This window comes from Cloacibacillus sp., assembly GCF_020860125.1.
In the GTDB taxonomy this organism is placed as follows: domain Bacteria; phylum Synergistota; class Synergistia; order Synergistales; family Synergistaceae; genus Cloacibacillus.
In genome coordinates this window covers 18,324-29,895 of record NZ_JAJBUX010000123.1, presented here as the reverse complement: position 1 = coordinate 29,895, position 11,572 = coordinate 18,324, and the positions used below count along the sequence as shown (strand labels likewise).

Here is an 11,572-nt window from a genome sequence, read left to right as displayed (position 1 = left end):
GGCAGCGCGAAGGCTTCGGAGAGCTCATAGGCCGCCTGCACCATCTCGTAGGCCTCTTCAGGCGACGAGGGGTCGAATACCGGCAGGTTGGCGTGCTTCGCGAAATTGCGGGTGTCCTGCTCCGTCTGCGAAGACCAGGGGCCGGGGTCGTCGGCGACGGCGATCACCATGCCGCCCTTGATCCCGATATAGGCGAGGCTCATCAGCGGGTCGGAGGCGACGTTCAGCCCCACCTGCTTCATCGTGCAGAGCGTGTGCACGCCGGCGTAAGCCGCGCCCGCCGCCACCTCCAGGGCCACCTTCTCGTTCGTCGACCACTGCACCTTCACGTCAGGATGATGGACGGCGACCAGCGTCTCTATTATCTCCGTCGAAGGCGTTCCCGGATACCCCGCCGCGACCTTTATCCCCGCGGCAAGCGCTCCGAGCGCGATAGCTTCGTTTCCCATGCAGACTTTAACAGCCATTGATCTTTCCCCCACACATATATTTAAAAGGCACCGGACAATAAAAAAGACTTCGCCGCGCAAACGACAAAGCCTTGAATGTAATCACACAATCAATAAACCTGTCTTCGCTTATCTATTATCATAACTTTGCTCAGCCTAAAACCGAAGAGGGCTCTCCCTCTCCTTCCGCAGATATTTATAGCCCCTACGCCGGGATATGTCAAGGTTTTACTGCCGCCGGGCCGGTGCCGCCGCAGCGTGATATCTTACGCTCCCGCCGCCAGCGGAGACCCCGCGCGGCAGGAAGGACCGGCGTGTTGTTATCTCTCCCAGCCGTCGGAGGCGCTTTTATCCGGCGGGGATACGCCCAGGTCTCTGCGCAGCTTTTTAAGCAATATCCACGAGAAGAGCCAGGTCAGCGCCGCCGCGCCTACGAAGGAGATCGGCTGGAATAGCCAGATCCAGCTCAGAGAGACGGACTGCGCCAGGAACCAGGCCGCGGGGATACGCAGCAGCATGCTGCGGCATATCTGGATCACAAGCCCGTAGGCCGAGTAACCGGTGGCGATGAAGAGAGAGTTATAGATGACGCTGTATATGACGGCGGGGTATCCCGCGATCGTCAGCCTTATCGACTGTATCGCGACCTCCGAGACGTTGCCGGAGGGGCGGAAAAGGTTTATCAGCGGGTAGGGGTAGATTGCGATGAGAAGGCCAATGGTGACGGTAATGACGGTACTGATGATGAAGGCGGATCTGATTCCGCGCTTCATCCTCTCAACGCTGCGCCGTCCGTAATTGAAGGCCAGAAAGGGTACCAGCGCGTTGTTTATCCCCATCAGGGTGTTGAAGGCGAGGTCTTCGATGCGCATACTGATCATCCATCCGGCGACGGCGATGTTGCCGTAGGTGGCGGAGAGTATCCTGTTCACTGAGCCCATGCCCAGCGCGACGCTTCCGGTGGTCAGCGTCACCGGCAGCCCTATCGCCGTGATTCCGCCCCAGATTCGGAGCATACCCCAGCGGGGGCGCGTGAAGAAGGGTAGTTTGATCTCGCTTGAATCGCGCAGCTTTTTTATAAGGTAAAAGATTCCCACGAACCGTCCGGTAAAGGTGGCCGCCGCCGCTCCCGTCATTCCCCAGCCAAAGGCGAATATAAAGATAGGGTCCAGCACGAAGTTGATGCAGTTGGCGATGACGAAGAAGTAGAGCGGCACCATGGTGTTGCCCTGGCAGCGGAAGATCGAGTTGACGACATAGGAGAAGCTGATGAAGACGAGCATCGGCGGTATCCACATGTTATAGAGCCATGCCTGGCGCAGCGTCGTCGGGTCGGTCGCGCCGAGCATTCGGAAGAAAGCGTTGGATGGCCCCGGGAATAGGAAGGGAAGCCAGATCAGGCAGAGTACGTAGGCGAAGGCCAGCCCCGCCGTAGCCGTTTTGCGCGCCAGCTCCATGTTGCCCTCGCCTAGCCGCCGCCCTACCAGAGCGGTGACGCCGTTGCCGACTCCCTCCAATATCGCGAAGACGCCGATCTGTACGGGAAATGTGTAGGAGATGGCGACCATGTGGCTCTCTCCGAGCCAGGAGATGAAGATGGTGTCCATGAGGTTGAAGAGCGTGTTGAAGAGGACCATCGCAATCGAGGGTATCGAAAGGCGTATCAGTGAGCTGAGCACGGGGCCGCTGCCGAGATCCACAGCGCCGTGCAGTTTCAGGATGCGTCTTGCCTTTTTGATGAGTCTCATCGTCCGTGATGATTCCTTTCATTTGTTAGATAGGGATATATTCGCATACAGCGATACCGTCACGCTTTCAGTTCGCTTCGTATCAGCCCGCGCCTGCCTTTTATGTAGATGGCTCCTGAGATGGCGAAGGCCAGAATATCGGCGGCGGTGAAGGAGGCCCAGGCTCCGTTCATGCCGAAGAGTTCCGCGAGGATCAGGGCGAGCGGCGGATGCAGCAGCAGCGGACGGAGCATCGAGAGGAAGAAGGCGAGCCGGGCGCTGCCGATGCCCTGATAGTATGTGGAGATCATCGTCTGAGAACCGGCGAATGACAGCCCCGCCGCTACGCATACGATCCCCTTCACGCCGCTAGCGAGCAGCGCCTCGTCGCGGGAGAAGAGAGCCAGCAGCTCGCGCGGGAAAATGAGCAGGAAGATGGCGCAGACGAAGCAGATGGCGGTGGAGGCGACGTTTGCCAGCCCCATGCCGCGCAGCACCCGGCGGTAGTTTTTCGCGCCGTAGTTGTAGCCTACGAGCGGCAGCAGCCCGTGTCCCATGTCGAGGATCGGCATGATGATGAGCGAGAGCATGCGCTGTACGAGTCCGGAGGCGGCGACGCCGATCGCGCCGCCGGTGTCGGCGAATATCCGGTTGAGCACCGTCCAGGAGATGGCGATGCCCACCTGCCTTACGAATGCCGAGGCGCCGACGGAGATGACCTGCGTAAGCAGCGGCAGCGATATCCGGCGCAGGCAGTGCAGGCGTACGGCGACGGCGCTTTTGCCGCCGAGGTAGTAATAGAGCAGCCAGATGAGCGCGCAGACCTGAGCGATGACGGTGGCCCAGGCCGCGCCCGCGAGCCCCCATTTGAACACAAAGATGAAGAGCGGGTCGAGAGCGATGTTTACGCCGGAGGAGATCGCCATGCTCAGCATGGAGAGGCGTGTGTTGCCCTCGCCGCGCACGAGATTGTTGAAGACCATCATCATGAAGAAAACGGGGGTGCCGATGAAGATGATGTCCGCGTAGGTGAGCGATGATTCGATTATTTCATGATTGGCCCCGAGTATCAGCAGCAGCGGGCGGGTGAATATCATCAGGAAGGCGGTCATTACGAGCGCGCAGAGCAGGCCGGAGGACATTATCGTACCGAGCGCCGCGGAGGCGTCGTCGTTTCTTCCCGCTCCCAGCGCGCGGGCGATCACGGAGGCGCCGCCCACACCAAAGGTCTGCGACACCGCCATGATGACGAGCGTCGCGGGGAAGGAGATGAATACGAAGGCGATGCCCAGCGCGCCAACGCCGCGCCCGACAAAAAAGGCATCGACGACATTATAGAGCGAGAGCATAAACATTCCTGCCATCGCCGGAATGGAGAGCTTTAACAACAGCGGCCCAACCGGGGCAGTGCCAAGGGCTTCGGTATTATTTGTTTTCACTTAAAAGTTTCTCCCATATATAAATCTATCGCCCTCATTATAGTATAATTTACCTAGTTGAGTATGCTGAATATTAGGCGGATTTGTCGTTCCCGTATTTTAATAATGTCTCATATTTATGAGAAAATTCTTTAGACCGGCGGGAGGAATATCGATGTATAAGACATTTGATGAAATGATAAATAACTGTGGCTGTCTCAGCGGAAGCAGCCTGGTCGCCGCGGCGGCGGACAGGGAGACTATCGAAGCGGTGAAGCTGGCCTTCGACAAGGGGCTGGGGCATGCCATATTCACCGGCGACGAGCGGGTCATCGCGCCGCTCGTGGAGGAGTTCGGCATCGCGGATAAATCGGAGACCGTTCATGCCGGAGACCCCGTGGAGGCGGCCAAAAAGGCGGTTGCCCTCGTCCGCGAGGGCAGCGGCGACGCGCTGATGAAGGGGCTCGTCAACACCTCGGATTTCATGCGCGCCGTGCTGGACCGTGAACAGGGGCTGCGCGCGGGACATCTTTTGAGCCATCTCGCGGTGATGGAAATCCCCGGAGAGCACCATCTCTCCTTCTGCACCGACACGGCCTTTATCGTGGCGCCGACGCTGGACCAGAAGAAGCATATTCTGAGAAACGCCTTAAGGGCGATCCACGCTCTGGGCTACGAACATGTCAACGTCGCCTGCATCGCGGCCAACGAACGTGTGGACCCGCACATCCCATCCACGGTGGAGGCCGCCGCCCTCGTCGCCGCCTGGCGCGAGGGAGAGTTTGACGAGCTGCCCTGCACCTGCACCGTCGAGGGGCCGATGGTGATCGACGTCGTGGCTTCAAAGGAGGCCGCGGAGCATAAGGGGATAAACAGCGTCATAGCGGGGAAGGTGGATCTTACTCTCGCTCCGAATCTGGAGTGCGGCAACGTCCACTGTAAAACGCTCGTGCACTACTGCAAGGCGAAGTTCGCCGGCGTGGTGCTCGGCGCGATGGTGCCGATCGTGCTTGTCTCGCGTACAGACGATCCGGAGACGAAGTTCTACGGCATCGCGCTCTCCTGCCTCGTTTCGGGGGGACGGTAGCGGCGGTATGAAGATCCTGGCGGTGAATCCCGGCTCCACTTCGACGAAGATCGCGGTCTTTGAGGAGGAGCGTCCATTATTTGAGAAAAATATAGCTCTGACGGACGCCAAGAGGTCGGCCTTCACCGCCGTGCTTGACCAGCTGGATATGAGATGCGCGCTGACATCGCGGGCGCTCTCCGAGGCCGGTTTCGAAGAAGATTCTTTCGACGCCGTGGTGGGACGCGGCGGCCTGCTCGCGCCGATGCCCTCCGGTACATATCTTGTGAACGCGGTGATGAAGGACTATCTGCGGGAGGCTCCGCGCGGCGATCATGCCTCAAACCTCGGCGCCTTCATCGCGGAGCGCTTCTCAAAGCTTTCAAACTGTCCCGCATATATCGTCGATCCCGTGTCGGTCGACGAACTCTCGGATATCGCCCGTGTTTCCGGCGCTCCCGAGATCGCGCGCGGCAGCCTCGTGCACGCGCTCAACCAGAAGGCGATGGGGTGCAGGGCCGCGGCGTCTCTGCGCAAACGGTATGAGGAATGCCGCTTTGTCATCGCCCACCTCGGCACAGGGGTGACGATGGGGGCGCATGACCGGGGGCGGATCGTCGACGTAATCGGCGCGAAGGCGGACGGCCCCTTCTCAGCGGAGCGCGCCGGCGGGCTGCCAGTGGACGCGGTGGTCGAGCTCTGCTTCAGCGGGATGTACACGCGGGATGAGCTGCGCCGAAAGCTGCTCTCCGGCTGGGGCATCGTCTCTTACCTTGGGACCCGCGATATCCGCGAGGTCTTCAAGATGGCGGAGGACGACGCGCGCGCTAGGCTGATACTTGATGCATATGTCTACCAGATCGCGAAGGGGATCGGCGAACTCGCGGCGGCGCTTGACGGAGAGATCGACGCGGTCATTCTCACCGGCGGCATGGCTCACTCGGACGCGCTGATGGAGCTGGTCGGCAGGAAGGTAAAGTTTCTTGGCGACATCATCGTACTTCCGGGGGAAAACGAACTGGAATCGCTCGCCGCCGGCGCGCTGCGCGTCCTGCGCGGCGAGGAGCGCGCGAAACTTTACCCCACGGGAGAATACGCCTGAGATTTTTTAACAAATTACCTCTGTTATTAATAATACATCACATACTAACTATTCTATTTGTAAAATAATAGAATAAAACCATTTCTTATCAATAAAAAAGCTCAATAATTAAAACTACCTAGCCTAAATGCGGTAATACTGCTGTGCTCTTTACATCTGCCGTCAACTAATATGGTCCGTGCAAAGGAAGCGAGGCGGTGTGAAAGAAAAGACAGGGAGTGAATGAGATGCGCACGCTGACCGTTATCATAATATTAGGGCTATCCACGGCGTTATGGGCGGCCGCCCTTCGTTTTAAAGAAATGTCGGAATGGGTAAAAGAATAATTGAGATCAGAAGACAAAGGTGGATGAACAAGATGCTGTTTTCCGAAAAAATGACGAAAGAATATCTTTTAAAAAATAAGACAAGGTTCTACTGGACGGGGGCGCTGATGCTCCTCACGGGGTTTATCGCCCTCTGGATGCCTCTCGTCGCCTCATTCGCGATAGAGATGCTCGTCGGATGGATCCTGGTAATCGCGGGATGCGCCCAGGCCTACGGCGCATATAAGGCCTTTAAGGACAAGACCGGCGGTTGGTGGGAGGTATTCAGCTCCCTCTGCGCCTTCGTCGCGGGCTTCCTCTTCATCACGAAGCTGCTCGCGGGCGTTCTGACGCTTTCGATACTCCTCTCCGCCTATTTCCTCGTTGACGGCGTGACGAAGATCATACAATACTGGAACATCCGCCACATCGACGGCGCGGTCTGGACACTGGTCTCCGGCATCCTCGCCCTCGTGCTTGCCTGGCTTATGTGGCAGAACATGGTCACCGGCATCGCGATGATCGGCGTAGTCCTCGGGGTAGACTTCATATTTGGCGGTATGAGCCTGATATTCCTCGGCAGGGGATGCTTACAGGCGGCCGAGAAGCAGGAATAAGGGGCGGCGGTTATAAGTACGTCAGCACGCCCTGTGACGATTTTTGTCATATTAATTAAGAAGTCGAAAAACCTTGCTGCGAGGCAGAACGGATAGAAGACCACACATCTAAGAGGCCGCCCCGGGAAAATCTTTCCACCGGGGCGGCCTTGATTTTACATACGGTATTGCGCTCCCCTGTATTCCGTTGGATTCAGCGCGCTTTCGAAGTGCCGTATCATCGTTATGAAGTCGAAGACCGGCAGCCCCGTGTGGCGGTGGACGGCGGCGGCGAAGGGAGGCAGGTCGCTGCATTCAAGCTGTATCGCGGCGACCTCGGGGTTTTCCGCGAGCATTTTGTCGCAGACCTCGAGTATCTCTCGTTCGATGATGTCGGTGTCCATCGTCCCCTTCTCCTCAAGGACGGAAGAGCGGAATTCATCCTTGCCCTCCATGCCGTAGAGGACGACCGGCATATCCGTGGTGATGCCGACGTTGCGCAGATGCTGTTCGGTCATGACGGAGGCGTTGGCGGAGATGATGCCCACCTTCTTACCCCTCTTGAGGGTACGCACAATGAAAGGTACCTGCAGCATACTGGACATAAAGACGGGAATGTCGACGGCGTCGGCGATCTCCTGCTGGAAGAGCGCCATAAAACCGCAGGCTCCCGTGACCGCGCGCACGCCCTCGGCCTCCAGCTTCTGCGCGCCCTCTATGAAGGGTGCGAGCAGCGCCGGGTCGCGTTGGTTCAAGAGACGGTCGATAGAGGCGCCGCGCACCTCATGGTAGCGTACCGGGAACGGAAATGTCGTGGCGTTGCCGACATTTCCTGGGACACAGGGATAGGCCGCGTCCAAAATTAAAATTCCGACCGGCTCTCCATCCCAGGAGCGTGACTTCGATTTGATTTTGTAGAACGGCAATACTATTCCCCCCAACCAAGATAAAAGCAAAACAATTTTTATAAATGTAGCATTTTTTGTACTCCAATGTCAATAAGCAAAAATAAAAGGAGAAAATTTTAATAATATGATATCTGTACTTTTAAAAAATACATATATGTTATATAATGGCTCCACAAAAAATGAAAAACGGAGATGGTTGTAATGTACAAAAAATTTCTGCTTCTGTTTCTCGCGCTGACAGTCGCCTCTGTATTCGCCACCTCGGCCTTTGCCCTCGGCAACGGCTCGCAGGTAGAGAATTTCACGCTGAAGGATCTTTCCGGCAAAAATGTCTCCTTGAATCAGTTCAAGGGCAAGGTCGTAGTGCTCAATTTCTGGGCCAGCTGGTGCCCTCCCTGCCGCAATGAGATGCCGGAGTTTAACGAGATGAGCAAGGAGTTTAAAAAATCCGGCGACGCCGTGCTGCTGGCCGTCAATATGACGGACGGCCGCCGCGAGACGAAGTCGAAGGTCGAGAATTTTATCAAGGAGACCGGCTACACGATGACGGTGCTGCTCGACAGCGATCAGGAGCTTGCGGAGTATTTCGGCATCCGCTATATCCCGAGCACCTTCGTCATCAACAGAGAGGGTAAACTTACGGGCCAGATACAGGGCGGCACGACAAAGGCCGCCGTCATGAAGCTGGTGGAAGAGGCGAAAAAATAACATGGCGGGTGAACTGCCCCTCCTCTTTCTGGAGGGATTCCTGGCATTCATATCCCCCTGCATGCTGCCGATGCTGCCCGTTTACCTGATGTACCTCGCGGCGGAGACGGAGAAGGGCAAGCGCGCGAGCGTCATAAACACGCTTGGTTTTGTCGCCGGCTTCACGCTCATCTTTATGGCGATGGGCGCGACGGCGACCTCTCTCGGCGCGATACTTAACGACCACCGGCTGCTGCTGCAGCGTGTGAGCGGCATCGTGATCATGATCTTCGGCCTGCACTTTCTCGGCGTCTTCAATATCGGTTTCCTCGATGTTGAGAAGAAGCTTGACGTGAAGGTCAAGCAGAGCGGTTTTGTCGGCGCGCTGCTCTTCGGCGGAGCCTTCTCGCTTGGCTGGACGCCCTGCCTTGGTCCCTTCCTCGGCTCGGCGCTGATGCTCGCCGGCAACGGCAAGACGGTGGGCGAGGGGATATTCTATCTCTTTGTCTTCTCGATGGGACTCGGCATCCCGTATATCCTCGCGGCGCTCTTCTTTACGAGGATAAAGGGGATATTCCAGTGGCTGCGGCGTAACGGGAAGGTCATCAAAACGGTGTCCGGAGTGATATTGGTTGCGGCCGGACTGGGGATAGCGACCGACTACTTTGCCTATTGGGCGTCTCTATTCTAAATCACCGGAAATCGGCGTTTATACGCGCCGCTGACTTAGCTCAACAAGGCCGGAAAATCCTCGACGCACCAAAGTGCGCCTGCGGTTTTCCGGCCTTATTTCGCGTCGTCATCAGCACGTCTAAACGCCGATTCCCTTTGGTAGGTAAAAAGATAAATTACGGTTTAGCTTTTGACTTTGCCCTTTTAGCCTCCCTCTCTGAGGGAGGTGTCGGCCGCCTGTTTTTGGCGGCTGACGGAAGGAGTGTTGCTCTGTATGGCGCGGTTCCCGCGCCATACAGAGCCCGCGGCAGAAGCCGCGGGAGAACCGAAGGTCAACTCTCCCTCAGTCTCGGCGAAAAGATCGCCGAGCCAGCTCCCTCACAGAGGGCGCCAAAAACCTGTGCTAAACCGTGATTTATTCTGCCGCACGTCAATAGAGACCTATGCGGCGTATTGTGTTTATCGCTCCTTACTATTCCGTTGCCGGCTCCTTTTGTTCGCGCCTTGCCTTTAGGAAGCCCTCAAGCTCTGTGATGAGCATACCGACGATGATGAGGACACCGCCTAGCGCGCCCTGGAGATGGAAGGGGTCCTGGCCGCTGGCGACGGCGAGGATGTAGCCGAAGAGGCCCTCAAGGGAGAATATTACCGCGGCGTGGGTGGCGCTGGTCTTTTTCTGGGCGCGGAACTGGAGGATGAAGCAGAGGATGGTGTTGCAGAGCGAGACGCAGAGCAGCGAGGCCCAGATCTTTTTGCTGAAGGTCAGCGGATTCGGGATCGGCTCAAAGATAAGCGCGAGTACGGCGAGTATTACCGCGAGCATAATGATGTGCAGCGCCACGAGCCGTGTCGGCTCGACTCGCCGCGCGCAGTAATCGGCGCCGAGCACCTGCGCCGCGTAGAATATCGCCATTATAAAGGACAGCAGGTCGCCGAAGTTAAATTCCATTCCCGGAGTGAAGCCCATGACGAGCAGTCCGACGGTGGTGACTCCCGCTCCCGCGAAGAGCCAGCCGGAGGGGCGCACCTTATAGAGTATCCAGACGAAGACTGGCACCAGAATGACGTTGAGGCCGCCGATGAATGCCTGCTTGCTTGCCGTGCTGTAGACGAGACCGAAGGTGAGCGAGACGAATACGCAGGTCAGTATCGAGGTCTGTATAAGGGATATCCCCCAGTCGCGCCGCGTAGAGGTCAATATCGTCTTTGGAAACATCAGGATGAGGAAAAAGGCGGCGATCAGCATTCGCAGCGCCACTGCCCAAAGCGGGGTCAGCCCCCGCGCGAGCACCGCGGAGAGCGGAATCCCAGCGCCCCAGATGAATGCGACCAGGACCAGCGTCATGTCGGCGATCAGCACCGACCGGTAATTTGATGAATTAGAACTCATAGTGCCCCCTCGCGCTTCAGCGCACGCAGTATTTGATAGCTTACCTTATCTATCTTTTTCATGTAGTAATAGGCGGCCACGGTGCAGAATATCCCGCAGATGAACAGCGCCCAGGCGGTGCCGACGATGTCGCCGAGCTTACCCGACAACAGGCTGCCGAAGGGCGGGATGCCGACGATGGCGAGTGTGTAGAGGGCCATGATGCGGCTGCGGCTCGCGTCGCCGCTCATGGTCTGCATCAGTGTGTTGCAGGCGATGGTGCAGGTGACCATGCAGAAGCCTACTGGCACGGCGAGGATGATGCCGAAGAGGATGCTGCGCGACAGCGAAAAGAGCATCACCGAGAGGCCGAAGCCGAGGCAGGTGCGCGTACACCACCAGGAGTAGTCGGCGGTGGTCTTGCGCGAGGCCATCAGCAGGGAGCCCGCCAGCGCGCCGATGGCTACCCCCATCAGCAACAGCCCAAGGGTCTTAGAGTTGCCGTGCAGGACGCTCTTAGCCATTGCCGGCATGAGGATGATCGTAGGGAAGGAAAAGAATCCCGTGATCGTGATCAGCGTGAGGAAGTAGCGGTAGGGCGCGAAGCGGCGCGCCATCTTGATGCCCTCCCAGGTATCGCGCAGCGGGTGACTCTCGCCGCCGGTCTTGCCGATGGGGGGCTTTTTCATCCTCATCATGCGCAGCGCCCCAAGGGTCGTCAGGTAGCAGAAGCCGTTGGAGAGAAAGCAGAAGCTTTCGCCGAAGGCGTGGATTACGAATCCGCCGACCGTCGGCCCGATCATGCGCGCGGTGTTAAAGAGCGTCGAGTTCAGCGCGACGGCGTTGGCGACGTCGTCCTTACTGTCCACCATGTAAGAGACGAGGGAGTAGCGCGTCGGCAGCTCGAATGCATCAAGCATACCGCGAGAAACGGCGAGGATTATTACGAGCCTGAAGGAGATCAGCTCTGTGAGCGTGAGGAAAGCGAGCGTGAAGGCGATACACATACAGCCCGCCTGTAAATAGAACAGCGTTTTTCTCAAATCAAGCCGCTCGATAACCGCCCCCGCGAAGGGCGATAGCAGGCATATCGGCAGCGAAGCGACAAAGTCCATGAGGCCGAGGGCGCTGTTGGAGTCGGTGAGGCGGAAGACGAGCCAGCCGACGGCGACGCGGTGCATCCAGAGCCCTGTCATAGAGACGGTCTGGGCGGCGAAGAAGAGGCGGTAGTTTCTGCTGTTAAGCGCGCGCAGCGCGTTCGGGAAGATCATCT

Annotated in this window: 10 protein-coding genes and 1 pseudogene; 5 read left to right on the top strand and 6 right to left on the bottom strand. The window is 57.8% G+C overall.

Annotated elements, in window-relative coordinates; translation table 11 throughout:
* From LIO98_RS15165 to LIO98_RS15155, 3 genes and pseudogenes are all read right to left on the bottom strand, one after another.
* Positions 1 to 467: pseudogene (locus LIO98_RS15165) on the bottom strand (indolepyruvate ferredoxin oxidoreductase subunit alpha); the annotation flags it as partial.
* Positions 468 to 769: 302 nt separating this feature from the next.
* Positions 770 to 2,197, bottom strand: a complete 1,428-nt coding sequence (locus LIO98_RS15160; protein ID WP_291958994.1) for an MATE family efflux transporter — start codon at positions 2,195 to 2,197, stop codon at positions 770 to 772.
* A 59-nt stretch (positions 2,198 to 2,256) separates the two neighbouring features.
* Positions 2,257 to 3,615: an MATE family efflux transporter gene (locus tag LIO98_RS15155; RefSeq protein ID WP_291958992.1), complete on the bottom strand. Its 1,359-nt coding sequence runs from the start codon at positions 3,613 to 3,615 to the stop codon at positions 2,257 to 2,259.
* Positions 3,616 to 3,769: 154 nt separating this feature from the next.
* On the opposite strand from LIO98_RS15155, the gene LIO98_RS15150 reads away from it, so the two are divergent.
* The 3 genes from LIO98_RS15150 to LIO98_RS15140 all read left to right on the top strand — a co-directional run bounded on the left by LIO98_RS15150 (position 3,770) and on the right by LIO98_RS15140 (position 6,684).
* Positions 3,770 to 4,681, top strand: a complete 912-nt coding sequence (locus LIO98_RS15150; RefSeq protein ID WP_291958990.1) for a phosphate acyltransferase — start codon at positions 3,770 to 3,772, stop codon at positions 4,679 to 4,681.
* Between the two features lie 7 nt (positions 4,682 to 4,688).
* Complete coding sequence (buk, locus tag LIO98_RS15145; protein WP_291958989.1) at positions 4,689 to 5,762, top strand: butyrate kinase; 1,074 nt, start codon at positions 4,689 to 4,691, stop codon at positions 5,760 to 5,762.
* A 358-nt stretch (positions 5,763 to 6,120) separates the two neighbouring features.
* The gene (locus tag LIO98_RS15140) at positions 6,121 to 6,684 is read left to right on the top strand and encodes a DUF308 domain-containing protein (RefSeq protein WP_291958988.1); all 564 of its coding nucleotides are present in this window, start codon (positions 6,121 to 6,123) and stop codon (positions 6,682 to 6,684) included.
* A 155-nt stretch (positions 6,685 to 6,839) separates the two neighbouring features.
* Here LIO98_RS15140 and LIO98_RS15135 read toward each other — a convergent pair whose 3' ends face one another.
* Positions 6,840 to 7,589 (bottom strand): aspartate/glutamate racemase family protein, encoded by a 750-nt coding sequence (locus LIO98_RS15135; RefSeq protein ID WP_291958987.1) that lies wholly within the window; start codon positions 7,587 to 7,589, stop codon positions 6,840 to 6,842.
* Between the two features lie 183 nt (positions 7,590 to 7,772).
* On the opposite strand from LIO98_RS15135, the gene LIO98_RS15130 reads away from it, so the two are divergent.
* Both LIO98_RS15130 and LIO98_RS15125 read left to right on the top strand, forming a co-directional pair.
* Positions 7,773 to 8,279, top strand: coding sequence for a TlpA disulfide reductase family protein (locus LIO98_RS15130; protein WP_291958986.1), 507 nt, complete (start codon positions 7,773 to 7,775; stop codon positions 8,277 to 8,279).
* Position 8,280: 1 nt separating this feature from the next.
* Complete coding sequence (locus tag LIO98_RS15125) at positions 8,281 to 8,949, top strand: cytochrome c biogenesis CcdA family protein (RefSeq protein WP_276798701.1); 669 nt, start codon at positions 8,281 to 8,283, stop codon at positions 8,947 to 8,949.
* A 453-nt stretch (positions 8,950 to 9,402) separates the two neighbouring features.
* Here LIO98_RS15125 and LIO98_RS15120 read toward each other — a convergent pair whose 3' ends face one another.
* Both LIO98_RS15120 and LIO98_RS15115 read right to left on the bottom strand, forming a co-directional pair.
* The gene (locus LIO98_RS15120; protein ID WP_291958983.1) at positions 9,403 to 10,320 is read right to left on the bottom strand and encodes a DMT family transporter; all 918 of its coding nucleotides are present in this window, start codon (positions 10,318 to 10,320) and stop codon (positions 9,403 to 9,405) included.
* Positions 10,317 to 11,570, bottom strand: a complete 1,254-nt coding sequence (locus tag LIO98_RS15115; protein ID WP_291958982.1) for an MFS transporter — start codon at positions 11,568 to 11,570, stop codon at positions 10,317 to 10,319. Before LIO98_RS15115 ends, LIO98_RS15120 begins: the two co-directional genes overlap by 4 nt.
* Positions 11,571 to 11,572: the final 2 nt, after the last annotated feature.